We start from the raw sequence: 15602 nt of genomic DNA, 5'->3' as shown, positions 1-15602 counted from the left end.
GAGGGAGGGAGGGGCATCGGCCAGAGGCCTAACCTCTCACGGCATTGGACGTTCCGGGCCGAAAGAAAAAACCGCTAGCTGGAGCCAGCGAGCAGGAAAGAAACTCCAGGACGGACTTTTAGGTTTGGTAAGAGTCCCCTTCGCTTCAGTTTTGAAATCCTCCGGATCTCCAGCATCGGTCAAACGAACGAAGAGCCGTGCGGGTGAGGCCGCTATCAGCGCCCCGCCTTCTTGCGCTTGTTCTTAGGTGCTGGTCTCGCGCAAGGTATCTCAGCCTTCAACCGCTGCTCCCGGAGCCGAGCTGCCTTCGCATCCCGCGCCACGCGCTCGACCTCCATCAGTTCCCGCGCAGCATCCGAGGTGCGCTCCTTTCTGTCTCGTCTTTCCTTCTCGGTGAGCCGTTGACCTTCTCGCATCGTTGCCCTGACTAGACGGTACCGCGCAAATGTTGCCGCACAGAACGATTGTCATCAGGTCGGGTTCCACCGGACTGCAAAAGCCCGCCACCTTTCCATAGCGGGAGCGAACCATCCTCCCCGCAGCACGCGCCAGATGTCGGACCAATAGGCGGTGACGAGCGACGCCAGCGCCGTCGCGACTGCCAGCGCTTGGCGCGACACGCGCTTCCGACCGTTTTCGCTTTCCTCCTCGATCTATCGTCCGGACCGACAGATCAGCGTTGATCACCAGCGGCCTTTCTAAATTTTGAGCAGAGGAACCAAGGTTCGATTAAGTCTTCTCCTATACTCTGTAACAGTCGGAAGGTTGCACCGACCGAGATTCCACCTTGCCATTTGCCATTCATCAGCGCTTCCGTACCTTGATGACCTGGACCAGTCTTCCGGCTGTGGTCGCCCTTGTCGTGCTGTTAAGTGCGGGAATCTATGCTGATCATCAAAATAGCATTGTTGCCGAACAGGCATTGCGCGTCGACGTTGCGAAGGAGATGAACCTCGTCCGCGCCAATCTCGAGGGCAATGTCAATGGAGACCTTCAACTGACGCGCGGTCTGATCGCGACCATCGTTACCGAACCGAATATGAGCCAAACCCGCTTTGCCAAGCTGGCAAAGAGCCTCTTTCGCGAGAAGACACAGGTCAGAAACATTGCCGCTGCCCCCGGCCTGGTCATCTCGTTGATGTATCCAATGGAAGGCAATGAAAAGGCCGTTGGATTGGACTTTCGCAAGGATGAAGAATTGCGTGAAGCGGCACTTCGGGCGCGCGATACCAAACAACTGGTTCTGGCCGGACCGGTGGAGCTCAAGCAAGGAGGTCAGGCCTTTATCGGCCGATTTCCCGTCTTCCTTGACCCTGATCGCCCTACCGAGACGTTCTGGGGCATTATGGCTGCGGTAATCGACATTCAGAAGCTGTACGAGGACAGCGGTCTTTTAGACAAGAGACTGTCGATCGAGATCGCTCTGACGGGCAAGGACGCTCTGGGCCGAAGCGGCGCGCGATTTTTCGGCCCGGCGCGGGTGGCGGAAGACAACCCCGTTACGGCGGAGGTGCGGTTGCCGACAGGATCGTGGCAGATTTCCGCCGTTCCCAAGGGTGGCTGGAATGCGACACCCCGGAACGCTTGGATTTTGCGACTGGCAATGCTCATCGGCGGCGCTCTAGTCGTGGTTCCGATTGTCATTGCGGGACGGCTTTTCGAACAACGGCATAAGCATTACGCCGATCTGCGCCGGAGCGAACGACGGCTTGCACAGCTTTCAGAGAGGCTGGAGCTTGCCCTTGATGCCTCGCAAATTGGCGTCTGGGAACAGGATCTCGACGCGGACATCATATACTGGGACGACCGCCTGAACGAAATCTATGGAAAGCCGGCAGATGGCAAACTGAGAACCTTCGAAGAGTGGTCAAGATCAATCCACCCCGACGATTGTGAACAGGCCAAGCGGGATTTCGCGCAGGGGATAGCGACCGGCATATACTCTTCGGAATATCGTGTAATGCTTCCCAACGGAGCTATTCGACATCTTCGCGCGCGTGCCAAGAGTTACAAGGACGGCACTGACCACAAAATGGTCGGAGCGGAATGGGACGTGACGGCGGACGTCGCCCTGACGCTGGAGTTGGAACGGGCAAAAAACCTCGCCGAAACGAAGAATGCTGAGCTAGAGGCGGCGACGGCGCGCAATGAACATACAGCGCTTCACGATTCTCTGACCGGCCTTCCAAATCGCCGCCACCTCGACACGGTCCTCGATCGTCAGGCCGCTACAGTATCGACGGCTGGCAGCGGCGCCGCGCTTCTGCATCTTGATCTCGATCGCTTTAAACAGATCAATGACACGCTTGGCCATGCCGTCGGCGACGCCGTGCTGATCCATACCGCGAAGGTGCTGACATCGACTGTTGGGTCGGCAGATTTCGTTGCCCGAGTCGGAGGCGATGAGTTTGTCGTAGTCTGCAGCCGCGACATCTCAATGGAGCAACTCAAACAGTTGGCGAACCGGATCATACAGCGACTGCGGCAGCCGGTTCCCTATAATGACCACCAGTGCCGTATTGGGGTCAGCATCGGGATCGCAGTCGATGGGGGCCGTCCCATTGACGGCCCACGCCTGATGGTCAACGCGGACATAGCGCTCTATCGGGCCAAAGGCCGAGGACGCAATCGGTATGAGTTCTTCACCGAAGATCTCCAGTCCGAGATCGTTCGGACCAAACGGGTGGCCGATGAAATCCTCGGAGGGTTGGAACGCAACGAGTTTGTTCCGCACTACCAGCTGCAATTCGACGCCAAAACGTTGGAGGTTGCCGGCGTGGAGGCGCTGGCGCGCTGGAACCATCCGATCGACGGACTTCAGCTGCCAGGTAAGTTCCTGAAAATTGCGGAAGAATTGAATGTCGTTTCGGTTATTGACCGACTGATGCTCAAACAAACTCTCCACGACTTTGATCAGTGGCAGAAAGCACGGCTGCTGGTTCCGCACGTCTCCGTGAACGTCTCTGCGAGACGGCTGCAGGATGAGGAACTGATCAACAGCCTGACTTCACTGTCAATAAAACCAGGAACCGTTTCGTTCGAGCTTCTGGAATCGATTTTCCTCGACGACAACGATGAGCTTATGGTGTGGAACGTCAACCAGATCAAGGAACTCGGAATCGACATCGAAATTGACGATTTTGGCACCGGCCACGCCTCCATTGTCAGCTTGCTCAAACTGCAACCACGACGGCTGAAAATTGCACGCCAGCTAATTAGTCCAATCGCAGAGTCAGTCCAGCAGCGCGAGGTCGTAGAATCGATTGTGCAGATTGGAAGGTCCTTGGGGGTGGAAGTCATCGCCGAAGGTGTCGAGACAATGCTGCAGACCAAGATCCTCAAGGATTTGGGCTGCGACATCTTGCAAGGGTATGCGCTCAGCCGACCGATGAGTGCGTACAAGATCATGGAGTTTTTAGGCAGCCGGCGAATGCGCTCAGCATCCTGAGATCGATCCATGCCGTGACGATCATCACGGCTCCGCGATTGCGGTCGCGGCTGTCTTTCCCACAGGGCTTTCGCTGCCTCTGCGGCTTCAGGCACGGTCTATTTCTCCACAGCGAGGCGTGGGAGGAATGCTCGGAGTTCCCCTGGCCGCAAATCCGCTCGGAAGCGCCGCTTCGCCTCCGCTGCAGCCCTCATCTCGGTCGAATGCGTCAACGGCTGATGGCAAGTTCGTTCTTGTAGAATACACCACCCTTCATAATCGCTTGGAAGGCTTTGCCTTCGTCGCCGAGCAGCGAGATGTCCTTAAGCGGATCGCCGTCGATTACGATCATGTCAGCATAAGCACCCGCGGCAATGGTGCCGACCTTGCCGGGCATCAGGCACAATTCAGCCGCGTTAAGGGTGGTCGAGCGTATTACCTCGATGGCCGGCAGCGCCTCTGCGCGGATATTGAATTCCAGGTTCTGGTACGGGTGCAGGAAGCCGAGATGGTCCGAGCCGTGGCAGATCTTCACGCCGGCCTTGTGCATAATCTCCAGCGATTCCGGTCCACGATCGCGCACCCACTTCAGGCGCTCGACGGCACCCGTATCGAGACCCAGCCTTTCTGCTTCGATGATCTGCGCCTCGTACGCGCTGATCGTCGGTGTCGAATAGGCTCCCTTCTCGGCCATGATCGCGGCCGTCTCGGGGGTGATCAGCGTACAGTGCTCTATCGATTTGATCCCGCAAGCCAACGCGCGTGCTATCGATTCGTCGGAGTGGGCGTGCACGCAAACATAGGTCTTGGCATTGTCCGCCTCCTCCTGGAAGGCGCGAAGCTCGTCCATCGAATAGGCATTCCATGAGCGTGGCATCCGCAGCTGCGCCGCGCCACCGCCGGCCATCACCTTAATGAACTGCCCTCCCTTACGGATCTCTTCGCGCGCAGCGCGGCGACATTCGTCAACGCCGTCGACGATCTTCGACACATTGCCGAGCTGATTGTTGAAGGTCTCGGCCGAGATCAGTTCGCCGCGCTCGCGCGGATCGGTATGGCCGCCGGACTGGACAAAGGCCTTGCCACACATGGTCAGCCTCGGGCCCTCGATCAGACCCGCCTCGAGCGCATGTTTGAAGCCGAGCGTTGCGCCTCCCACATCGCGGATCGTCGTGAAGCCGCGCGTCAGCATGCCCTTGACGATCTTGGCCGCATGCAGCGCAACCAGTTCGTTGGGCATACGCGAACTGGTGGACGGATCTTCAGCCGCCGAATAGACGTGGACGTGGCAATCGATCAGGCCGGGCATCAGCGTCTTGCCCCTTAGGTCGATCCTAATCGCGTTTGTGTCCTTGATCGGCGCCTCGGAAACTTCGTCGATCAGACCTTCCGAAACCCGCACGTGACGGTCGTACTCCCCTTCCTGCGAGGAACCGTCAAGCACGCGCGCGTTTTCGAAAACATATGAATGCATGGGGATCTCCTCTTCGATTGTCTGTTATAGCCGACCTAGTACGTCGCCCGTCCACCCGACAGGTCGAAGACCGCACCGGTGGTGAATGAATTTTCCTCGGTCGCCAGCCAGCAGATCATGGACGCTGCCTCCCTCAGTTCGAGCATGCGCCCGCGCGGAATCTTCCCAAGGATGTAGGCAATGTGTTCGGGCGCCTGGGCCATCGCCCCCGGTGTCTTGGCGACGGCCGGGGTCACGCAGTTAACGGCAATGTTGCGGTCTGCCAACTCCTTGCCCAGCGACTTGGTCAGCGCGATCACGCCGGCTTTCATCGACGAATAGGCGACCGCGTTGGGATTGCCTTCCTTGCCGGCGATGGAGCTGAGATTGACGATGCGTCCGTAGCCCTTCTCAATCATGTGCGGCACGATGGTACGGCAGCAGTGGAAGGTGCCATTGAGGCCGACCTGGAACACCTCTGCGAAGGCATCCGGCGGATACTCCCAGGTCGGCATATTGGGGCCAACGACAGCGGCGTTGTTAATTAGGATATCGACCCTGCCATAGCGCTTGAGCGTCGCCTTCGCCGCCGCCTCCACGGAGGCAAGCACACCGATATCGGCTTTCAGGCAGTGCACGCGGTCGTGCTGTCCCAGTTCGTCAGCGCAGGCGCTCAGCACCGTCTCATCGCGGTCCCAAATGGAGACGTGCGCACCCGACTCGAGCATACGCTCGACGACGGCAAAGCCGATACCTTGAGCACCGCCCGTGACGATCGCGGTGCGGCCTTTGAGATCATACTGGTTCATGTATGGATGGATCCTGTCCTTTCCGGTGGCATCCCGGCTTCACCGCATCGGGCAATTTCGTTTTGTGTTTTCTGCCAAACCGGAATACGACCTTATTGGAGACAGGGCGGGCAGCGCGAAGACTTGATTGGGAATGCGTGCGTCGTGATCCGCGATGAGCCCGCGCAACTGAACGGTCGCGATCGTCGATCCCTTCCTGGCGCGAGGATCGTGAATAGCGGTCGGGCAATCCAAGCATGGAGCTGTGTGACGAGTGCGTTTCGACCTATTGTCATTGGAATTGTTCGTAGCCGTTTGTGAAGAGCAAAGCATAGCCAAGGCCGCCGATCGCGAACACATAGCTGCGTCGGCAGTCAGCAAGCGCATTTCCGATCTTGAGGTCCGGCTGAAGACTCCGTTGTTCGTGCGCAATTCCAAGGGGCTGGAACTGACCGCGGCCGCCTATTCGCTGCTGCATCACGCCCGTGTGGTCATGCGCGATCTGCGCCAGATGGAATCCGAACTGTCCCACCATGCCAGCGGCATGCGCGGCCACGTCCGCGTCCATGCCAGCGTTTCCACCATCATCCAGCACCTGCCGCGCGATCTTGGCGAGTTCCTCGCCCTGCATAACGGCGTGCGCATCGACTTGCAGGAAGGCACCAGCCAGCAGGCCGTCGAGGCAGTGGCGGAGAACGCCGCAGACATAGGCGTGTTCGGCGGCGTTGTGCCGCGCCAAGGCTTGAAGATCATTCCCTACCGGGTCGACCGCATTGTCGCTCTCGTTCACAAGGACCATCCGCTTGCGGACCGCGCGATCATCAAGTTTGCCGAATTCACGGATTTCGATCTCATCGGGCCGATGAAGGGATCCTTCCTCGACTCGCTCGTGCTCCGCGCTGCCTCCGAACTCACCCGCTCGTTGCGGATGCCGGTCCGCGTCAACGGTTTCGAAACCGTATTCAGCATGGTCGAAGCCGGGCTGGGCATCGGCCTGGTGCCCGAGAAGTGCGCCGAGCGCTACGTGACCAGCGGCAACACCGTCGCCATCGTCCTTGACGAATCCTGGGCCGAGCGACAGTGGAACCTTTGTGTGCAGGAAAGCCAGACCATGCCGGCGCCCGTGCGCCTGCTGCTCAACCACCTTACCAACAGCGAGAGCCGGTAAGGCCGCGCTCATCTCAGCCACCTTCGTCGTCGGAGCGGTGGGCCGGCGGCCGTCGAGGCGCATTCGCCTATGGCGATGGACGGCTTCCGAAGGACGACTTCGAGAATTCTAGCGGCAGACCTATAAGACGCCGGACAGGGCGCGGGCCGTGGTGGATTGCGCTCCTGTGAAATCTATCTGGAGAAACAGGACGTGAAAATCGCGGTACTTCCCGGCGACGGAATCGGCAAGGAGGTGACCGCCGAGGCGGTCAAGGTGTTGCGCGTACTCGCCGGCGAGGGCCTCGCCTTCGAGATGATAGAAGGCGTCATCGGTGACGAAGGCATTCAGACGGTCGGTGATGCGTTGCCGAAAAAAACGCTTGAGCTCTGCCGCGAGGTTGACGCCATTCTGCTCGGCGGCACCGGTGTGCCCGCCGACGAACACCGTCCGCCGGCCGAGGGTGCTGGCAACGGGCTGTTGCGGCTCCGGCGGGCACTGTCGCTTTATGCCAATTTTCGTCCGGTGCTGCTCTATCCCGAATTGCTCGACGCATCCACACTGAAGCCGGAAGTGGTCGAGGGGGTCGATATGTTGATCCTGCGGGAGTTGAATGGCGATCTCTATTTCGGCGAGCCGCGCGGCATCTCGGTCAATTTGGCCGGCGAGCGCGAAGGCATCAATACAATGCGCTACACCGAGAGCGAGATAGAACGTATCGCCCATGTGGGATTTCAGGTGGCGCGGAAGCGCAGCAAAAAGCTGTGCTCTGTCGACAAGTCGAATGTGCTGGAGACAATGATGCTGTGGCGCGAGGTGATGACCCGCGTCGGCAAGGACTATCCGGATGTGGAACTGACACATCTATATGTCGATGCGGCTTCCATGGCGCTGATCCGCAATCCCAGGCAGTTTGACGTCATCGTCACCGGCAATGTCTTCGGCGACATCCTCTCCGATGCCGCGGCGATGCTGGCCGGTTCGATCGGCATGCTGCCGTCGGCCTCGTTGGGTGCCGGGAACAAGGGTCTCTACGAGCCCGTCCACGGCACCGCGCCGGACATCGCCGGCCGCAACATCGCCAATCCGCTTGCGGCAATTCTCTCGGCAGCGCTGATGCTTCGCTATTCCTTCTCTCTGGAACACGAGGCGGCGCGCATCGAGGCGGCAGTCCGCTCGGTGCTTGGCGCCGGCTACCGCACCGCCGACATCATGCGGCCCGGCTGCCGTCAGGTCGCCACCAGCGAAATGGGCGACGCCGTTGTAAAAGCCTTCCAGGCTCAAGCCAGCACGCGCGCGGTCGGCTGAGCTTGCCCTGGTATCACGGGCGCCGATCTCCTGCCCGGGCATATCGATTTCACGCTTCCTGACAGACCGAAAATCCCGGGCAGAAATTCAATGGAGTAGGACACGCGATGAAATTGCTGCGATACGGCGAGCCGAACGCGGAAAAGCCCGGCATTCTCGACAGCGATGGCCGGATTCGCGACCTTTCCGGTCATGTCGCCGACATTGCCGGCCGGACGCTGTTTCCCGAGGGTCTCGATGCGCTGCGCACCCTCGATATGGCAACCCTCCCGGTCGTCGGCGGCAATCCGCGCGTCGGTCCTTGTGTTGCCGGCACCGGCAAATTCATCTGCATCGGGCTGAACTACTTCGACCACGCGGAAGAAACCGGCGCTACGGTGCCGCCTGAGCCGATCATCTTCATGAAGGCGACGTCGGCGATCATCGGGCCGTGTGACCGGGTCGAGATTCCGCGCGGTTCCGAGAAGACCGACTGGGAAGTCGAACTCGGCGTCATCATCGGCAAGATGGCGACGTCCGTCTCCGAAGACGACGCGATGGACCATGTCGCCGGCTATTGCGTGGTCAACGATCTGTCCGAACGCGCCTTCCAGGCCGAACGACAAGGCCAGTGGACGAAGGGCAAGTCGGCCGACACTTTCGGCCCGATCGGTCCATGGCTGGTCACAGCCGATGAGGTCTGCGACCCGCAAGCCCTGAAAATGCATCTCGAGGTCAACGGCAAACGCTTTCAGCACGGTTCGACGGCCACCATGGTCTACGGCGTGCGCTACCTGGTTTCCTATCTGTCACAGTTCATGAGCCTTCGTCCCGGCGACATCATCTCCACCGGCACGCCGCCCGGCGTCGGGCTCGGCCAGAATCCCAATGTCTTCCTCAAGGCTGGCGACGTTATTACCTTGGGCATCGAGGGCCTTGGCGAACAGTGACAGGAATGCATACAGGCGTAGCGGACCCGGCGAACGGACGCCGAGACCGCCGATTTCGAAACCTACCGGAGCAGGCATGCATTTCAATTTTTCCGAGCTGAAGCCCATCGAGCGCTACAAGCTCCTGTCCTCCACCATCACGCCCCGTCCGATCGCCTGGGTTTCCACCATCAGCGAAACCGGCGAGCGCAACGCCGCGCCGTTCTCCTTCTTCAATGTCTTCGGTGAGGAGCCGCCGGTGGTCGGATTTTCGATCAACGACCGGACGCCGGGTGACCGCAAGGACACCGGCCGTAACGTCCGTGCCACCGGCGAATTTGTCGTCAACCTGGTCGATGAGGACCGGTTGCAGGCGATGAACGCCACAGCCACCGAATACGGCCCAGGCATCGATGAATTCAGCGCCTCGGGGCTGACCTCCAGTCCGTCGCTGTCGATCGGCGCGCCACGCATCGTAGAAAGCCCGGTATCCTTCGAGTGCAAGCTGATGCAGATCGTCGAGCTCGGCCCGTACCGGTCCCTGATCCTCGGCCTCGTGCAAGTCATGCATATCCGAGACGATTTGCTGACCGATCCGGAACGATTCTATGTCGACACCGAGAAGATGCGCATCGTCGGGCGCATGCAGGGTAACGGCTACATCATTTCCGACGACATTTTCGACGTCGCCCGCCTGCTGCCCTGAGCCGGACCACCTTTCAGCTTTTCGATATGGACGCGGCCGGCAACGCTGCTCGGCTCTTGGGATCATTTGGCTGAAGCCCCGAGATTGAGCCATGGCATCGCCTCCGCTGAGGCTTTCTCATGACTTTCGATCGCCGACAGTTCCGCCAGCGTATCGTCGATAAAATCGTTGCCCTTGAGCAGCCGGTCGCGGTCGGAATCTGAAATGTCGAACGGCACCGTGCCGAGCCGTCGATTCCTGAATTCGCGCCTTTCCAGGTCTACGGTGAAGCGCGCCTCCTGCGGGTTGGCGGCCGCGCGAAGGCATTCTGCCAACACCTCCTCGCTGACGGTCGCGGGAACAATGCCGTTGTTGATGCAGTTCGCCTTGAAAATATCAGCGAACATGGAAGAGATCAGGCAGCGTATGCCGAATGATTTCAGTGCCCAGGGCGCGTGCTCGCGCGACGAACCGGAGCCGAAATTACGCCCCGCGATGATGATCGTCGCCTCGTCGTAGGGTTCCTTGTTGAGTATGAAATCCGGATTCGGCGTGCCGTCCGATCTATAGCGCAGGCTGTGGAACAGGAACGGTGCCATCGCATTGCGATCCGGCTTGCGCAGGAATTGCTGGGGATAGATCAGGTCCGTGTTGACGTCGGACATCGGAAAGGGCGCGGCGATGCCGCTGTGCCTGGAGATCGGTTCCATGTTTGCCTCAGATCAGTTCGCGCACATCTGTCAGGTGGCCCGTGACCGCCGCGGCCGCGGCCATGGCTGGGCTCATGAGATGCGTGCGCGCCCCGCGCCCCTGTCGCCCTTCGAAATTGCGGTTGGATGTCGAAGCGCAGCGTTCGCCGGGCTTCAGCCGCTCGCCGTTCATCGCCAGGCACATCGAGCAGCCGGGCTCGCGCCAGTCGAAACCAGCCTCGATGAATATCCGGTCGAGACCTTCCTGCTCCGCCTGCTCCTTGACCGACCCCGAACCGGGCACGATCCAGGCGCTCGTGCCATCGGCCACCTTGCGCCCCCGCACCACCGCGGCCGCCTCACGCAAATCCTCGATGCGGCCGTTGGTGCATGAGCCGATGAAGACGTGGTCGACGCGGATGTCGGTCAGCGCCTGCCCGGGCTGCAGGCCCATATAGTCGAGCGCGCTCTGGGTGCTGGCCCGCTCGCTCTCGCTATCGCAGGACGACGGATCCGGGACCTTGCCGACGATCGGCAGCGATTGACCGGGATTGGTTCCCCAGGTGACGAAGGGTATCACGTCGGCCCCGGCGATTTCGACATCCGTGTCGAAGATCGCGTCCGGATCGGATTTCAGCGAGCGCCAGCATTCCGCCGCCCGCTCCCACATCTCGCCCGTCGGGGCGTATTTGCGCCCCTCCAGATAGGCAATGGTCTTCTCGTCGGGCGCCACCATGCCGGCGCGCGCGCCGCCCTCGATCGACATGTTGCACAGCGTCATGCGCTGTTCCACGGTCAGCGCCCGAACCGCCTCGCCCTGGTATTCTATGACGTGGCCGGTGCCGCCCGCCACGCCGATCGTGTGCAGGATGGACAGGATCAGGTCCTTCGCCGTGGCGCCGGGGGGCAGTTCGCCCTTCACGTTGACACGCATCGACTTGGACTTGCGCTGCACGATGGTCTGTGTCGCCAGCACATGCTCGACTTCGGAGATGCCGATGCCGAAAGCGAGTGCCCCGAGGGCGCCGTGGGTGGAAGTGTGGCTGTCGCCGCACACCAGCAGCGCGCCAGGTAGCACAAAGCCAAGTTCCGGCCCGATCACGTGGACAATGCCCTGGCGGCGGTTGCCGACCGAATAGACGTCGATGCCGGCCTCCCGGCAATAGGCCTCGATGTCCTGCACCATCTTGCGGGCGTCCTCGTCCTTATAGGCGATCCCATTGACGCGCGGCGTCGTGGGGACGACGTGGTCGGCAACGCCGATGGTCAGGTCGGGGCGATGCACCTTGCGCCCGTGCGTATGCAGGCCTGAAAACGCGTAGGTCGCGACACCATCGTGAACCAGATGCCGATCGACGAACAGAATGGCCCTGTTGTCGCTCAGCGGCTTGACCACATGTGCATCCCAGATTTTTTCATACAGTGTCTTCGCCATGGTAACCTCTTCGCGACGGGGCCTGGCTGCACATGCCGCGGACGCTCGCTGGACAGCGCTCGCGGCTGGACACCAGACGCTCGTCGCCGGCGAGTTCCCCGCACGTTTCAGGCCACCAGCAATCTAAAAGTCGGCTCCGCCGTCTTGAAGGCTCATTTCGACATGCGTCCGTCGCGAACCACGATGCGGATCGCCCAGTCGATCGTGCCAGCCCAATCGCCTCGGCAAATCAGTGGGTTGGCCGGATGCGTTCGCCCTCTCCGTCAGCATGAGGCGCATGGCGCCGGACAGTGCCCCGGTCGGGGCTCACAACGACCTTGAAAGACTGCTCCCAAGGTCAATTCGGGCGCGGCTTTTCGATGGGAAATACCACGAAGCTGTCAAACGCCAAGATGATCGAGCAGGCTTTGTTCCTCATCGGCCATCTGGAGTTTCGTCAGTTCCTTCACCATTTTCCCGTTCTCGATCATGTAGTACCTGTCCGCGACCTCGGCCGCGAACTGAAGATTCTGCTCTACGAGGAGGATTGTCAGCCCGGTCGACTTGATATCCCTGATGATCGCGCCGATCGCATCGACCACCACCGGGGCCAGGCCCTCCGTCGGCTCGTCAAGCAGCAGGAACGACGCGCCCATATAAAGAGGGCGCGCTATCGCCAGCATCTGCTTTTCTCCTCCGGAGAGCGATGCCGCCTTTTGTGAGCGCCGGGCTTCCAGGATTGGAAAATGCCGGTAGATCCGCTCGAGCGGCCATCCCATGTTTCCATGTGGCCGACCGATCGTCAGGTTCTCGTAGACGTTCAACGTCGAGAATATGCCGCGATCCTCCGGCACGAAGCCGATCCCCCTTCTGCAGATACGCTCGGGTGAAAGGTCGATGATTTGCGAACCGTCGAAATGGATGCTCCCCGTTCGGCGCGGTATATCGCCGATGATGGATTTCAGCAGAGTGGTCTTGCCGGCGCCGTTGCGACCCACCAGCGTGACGACCTCGCCCGCTTCCACGGACAGTTCGACGCCTTGCAATATATGGCTTTCGCCATAATAGGCATCGAGACTTCTTATCTCCAGCATGCTCAATGGCGTTTTCCCAGGTAGGCCTCGATCACGCGGGAGTCTTTGCGCACCTCGTCATAGCGCCCGCGCGCGAGGAGAGCGCCCTGTTGCAGCACGATGATCTCGTCGGCGACGTGCGCGATGACTCCAAGGTTGTGCTCCACGACGATGATTGTGCGCTCGGCTGACAGCTGAGCGATCAGCTCGGTCGTGCGGGACACGTCCGTGGTCGTCATTCCCGCAGTCGGCTCGTCGAGAAGAAGGATCTTCGGGTGTGCCGCCAGCGATATGGCCAGTTCCAGAGCCCGCTTGCGCCCGTAGGGAAGATCACTCGCCGGCCGCCCGCGCAGAGATGGCGGAATGCCGACCTGATCCAGCAAGGCGTTCGCTTCAGGTCGGTGATTGTCGTGCCAGTTGGCCTTCGCGAAGGCCTTTATGCCTCCATCGGCCCGCTGCTGCACCGACAGGACGACATTGTCGATGACCGTCAAGTTGGGAAAGATGCTTGTAATCTGGAAACTTCGAACGATCCCGCGCCGGGCAAACTGCTCGGAACGAAAAGGCGTCATGTCTTCGCCGTTGAACAGCAGACGGCCACGCCTGGGTCGATAAAAACCGCTCAGGATATTGAACAGGGTCGTCTTGCCGGCGCCGTTCGGCCCGATGATCCCGTAAACCGGCTTCTTCTCGAACTTCAGGCTGAGGTCGTTGATGGCCGTGAAGCCGCCAAAGCTCATTGTGACAGACTGCAGTTCGAGCAGGGGCATGTCCGTCGACCCCACCCCGCGCACGCAGTTACTAACGCCAGCATCAGGCATCCGCCACGTCTCCGGTTGCTACGATGCGGTCCGGTTTTGCCGCCATATCGGATGAAGCGGCGCGGTCGACCGAATGATGCACGAGCTCGCCCAGTATCCCGCGCCGGAACAGGAGCACGACGGCCACGAACAGAAGGCCGAGGAACAGGCTGCCGTTGTCCGTGATCGACGACAATGTGTTGCGCATGAGCAAGACGATGCCGCTGCCGAGAAACGGGCCGAAGATGGTGCCGGCCCCGCCGAGAAGCGTCATCATGATAGGCTCGCCCGAGGCGCGCCATCCCACCATTTCAAGCGTGACGAATTGATGGTTGAGGGCATAGAGGGCACCACCGATCGAGCACACCAGGGCCGAAGACACATACGCCTTCACCCTCAAGCCATAGACGCTGTAGCCGACGCTCGTCATGCGCTGCTCGTTCTCGCGGGCGCCGAGAAGCGCAAGGCCGAAAGGCGACTTGAGAAGCCGGAGGATGGCGTAGACCACCACCACTGCGGCGGCCAGGCACACATAATAGAAGACCCGGTCGTTCTTGAGGTCCAAACCCAGCAGGGTCGGGCGAACAAGCCCGTGCAGCCCGTCCTCGCCGCCCGTGTAGTCGGGGAACTGATTGACGACGAAATAGACGATCGACGCGAACGCAAAGGTGATCATGGAGAAATAGATCCCCTTCTTCCTTGCGACGACGAAGCCGAAAAGCAGGCTGACGATCGTACTCAGGACGACACCGCAAAGCAGCGACAGCACCATCGGAACCCCGAACTTGACCATTAGGATCCCAGTGACATAGGCGGAGGTGCCCCAATAGGCGGCCTGTCCGAACGAGAGCAGCCCGCCGAACGCGAACAGCAGATCGAAGCCGAGCGCAAACAGTCCCCACAGAACGATGTCGGTCGCCAGGACCGGATAGACCAGCCAGGGAAGCACAAGGGCCGCCGCCAGGGCGATGAGAGCGGCAGGCCGACTAAGGAACACACGCCGGGCGCGCTCCGTCATGGGCGTGTAATGCAGTGCGAAATGCGAAATGTCGATGCCCTGGAAAATCCCGCCGGGGCGCACCAGAAGCACGCCAAGCATGAGGATGTATATGACCGCGGAGGCCGCCGGCGCGTAGAAGATCGCCGCGATGGCCGAGACCAGACCCGACGCAAAGCCCATGATGGCCGATCCGGCGATCGAGCCCATTCCGCCCGCGACGACCACGGCGAAGACGAAATTGATCATCTCCTGTCCCATGAACGGCGACACGTTGCGCATCGGCGCGGAAAGCGCTCCCGCCAGTCCTGCCAGGGCGGAGGCGAAGAAGAACGTGCCGGAAACAAGAAGAGGCACGTTGCCGCCGAAGCATTTGAGGAGATTGGGCCGCTCCGATGCCGCCCGGATCAGCGCGCCCAGGCGCGTCCGCTCAAGCGCGAAATACGTGCCGGCACACAGAACGATCGACACCACGACGACGAAGAGACGGTACTTCGGATACGAGGCGAAGCCGAGGCTCACGGCGCCCTTGAGAAGGTCCGGCACAAGATACGGTGCCGAGGTGACGCCGTAGAATATCCGAACGACGTCCTCGATGATGAGCGAGAGACCAAAGGTCAGGATCAGGATGTAGGCGAGATCCAGGCCATAAAGGCGGCGGATGAGCAGACGCTCCATGACCACGCCGAACAATCCGACCAGAACAGCCGAGATAAGAAAGCCCAGCCAAAGCGAAACACCGAGATGCGACCCCAGAATCACCGCGATGATTGCGCCCAGCATGAACATGGCGCCATGCATGAAATTGACGACGCGCATCATGCCGAAGATGATGCTCATTCCCAGGCTCATCAACGCCAGGACGCCTCCCGTCACAAGTCCGTTGAAGAGCAAAATCGCATAATAGGACATT

12 protein-coding genes are annotated in these 15602 nt (G+C 60.5%); 5 read left to right on the top strand and 7 right to left on the bottom strand.

Going from position 1 to position 15602, the window contains the following annotated elements; genetic code table 11:
* Window positions 1–823: 823 nt before the first annotated feature.
* Window positions 824–3448 carry an EAL domain-containing protein gene (locus FJ964_RS25575; RefSeq protein WP_140553004.1) on the top strand — a complete coding sequence of 875 codons (2625 nt, stop codon included), beginning with the start codon at window positions 824–826 and terminating at the stop codon, window positions 3446–3448.
* A gap of 208 nt (window positions 3449–3656) precedes the next feature.
* Here FJ964_RS25575 and FJ964_RS25570 read toward each other — a convergent pair whose 3' ends face one another.
* Together FJ964_RS25570 and FJ964_RS25565 are read right to left on the bottom strand one after the other, a co-directional pair.
* Window positions 3657–4901: an amidohydrolase family protein gene (locus FJ964_RS25570; protein ID WP_140552975.1), complete on the bottom strand. Its 1245-nt coding sequence runs from the start codon at window positions 4899–4901 to the stop codon at window positions 3657–3659.
* Window positions 4902–4936: 35 nt separating this feature from the next.
* On the bottom strand, window positions 4937–5689 hold the full coding sequence (locus FJ964_RS25565; protein WP_140552973.1) for an SDR family NAD(P)-dependent oxidoreductase: 753 nt from the start codon (window positions 5687–5689) through the stop codon (window positions 4937–4939).
* A 253-nt stretch (window positions 5690–5942) separates the two neighbouring features.
* Here FJ964_RS25565 and FJ964_RS25560 point away from each other — a divergent pair, with 253 nt between their 5' ends.
* The 4 genes from FJ964_RS25560 (at window position 5943) to FJ964_RS25545 (ending at window position 9737) form a co-directional block, all read left to right on the top strand.
* Entirely contained in the window at window positions 5943–6836 is an 894-nt protein-coding gene (locus tag FJ964_RS25560) for a LysR family transcriptional regulator (protein WP_140552972.1), read from the top strand.
* A gap of 192 nt (window positions 6837–7028) precedes the next feature.
* A complete protein-coding gene (gene leuB / locus FJ964_RS25555; protein WP_140552971.1) occupies window positions 7029–8123 on the top strand; it encodes a 3-isopropylmalate dehydrogenase in 1095 nt (364 codons plus the stop codon).
* A 107-nt stretch (window positions 8124–8230) separates the two neighbouring features.
* A complete protein-coding gene (locus FJ964_RS25550) occupies window positions 8231–9052 on the top strand; it encodes a fumarylacetoacetate hydrolase family protein (RefSeq protein ID WP_140552969.1) in 822 nt (273 codons plus the stop codon).
* Between the two features lie 76 nt (window positions 9053–9128).
* Complete coding sequence (locus FJ964_RS25545; protein ID WP_140552968.1) at window positions 9129–9737, top strand: flavin reductase family protein; 609 nt, start codon at window positions 9129–9131, stop codon at window positions 9735–9737.
* A 62-nt stretch (window positions 9738–9799) separates the two neighbouring features.
* On the opposite strand, the gene leuD is transcribed toward FJ964_RS25545, so the two are convergent.
* From leuD to FJ964_RS25520, 5 genes are all read right to left on the bottom strand, one after another.
* Window positions 9800–10426, bottom strand: coding sequence for a 3-isopropylmalate dehydratase small subunit (leuD, locus tag FJ964_RS25540; RefSeq protein WP_140552966.1), 627 nt, complete (start codon window positions 10424–10426; stop codon window positions 9800–9802).
* A gap of 7 nt (window positions 10427–10433) precedes the next feature.
* Window positions 10434–11840 carry a 3-isopropylmalate dehydratase large subunit gene (gene leuC / locus FJ964_RS25535; RefSeq protein WP_140552964.1) on the bottom strand — a complete coding sequence of 469 codons (1407 nt, stop codon included), beginning with the start codon at window positions 11838–11840 and terminating at the stop codon, window positions 10434–10436.
* A gap of 380 nt (window positions 11841–12220) precedes the next feature.
* The gene (locus tag FJ964_RS25530) at window positions 12221–12913 is read right to left on the bottom strand and encodes an ABC transporter ATP-binding protein (RefSeq protein WP_140552963.1); all 693 of its coding nucleotides are present in this window, start codon (window positions 12911–12913) and stop codon (window positions 12221–12223) included.
* A gap of 2 nt (window positions 12914–12915) precedes the next feature.
* A complete protein-coding gene (locus FJ964_RS25525; RefSeq protein WP_181172622.1) occupies window positions 12916–13662 on the bottom strand; it encodes an ABC transporter ATP-binding protein in 747 nt (248 codons plus the stop codon).
* 43 nt (window positions 13663–13705) lie between these two features.
* Window positions 13706–15601 (bottom strand): ABC transporter permease, encoded by a 1896-nt coding sequence (locus FJ964_RS25520; RefSeq protein WP_140552959.1) that lies wholly within the window; start codon window positions 15599–15601, stop codon window positions 13706–13708.
* Window position 15602 lies beyond the last annotated feature (1 nt).

Source organism: Mesorhizobium sp. B2-3-2, from assembly GCF_006442295.1.
GTDB lineage: Bacteria > Pseudomonadota > Alphaproteobacteria > Rhizobiales > Rhizobiaceae > Mesorhizobium.
This window is presented reverse-complemented; position numbering and strand designations above follow the sequence as displayed.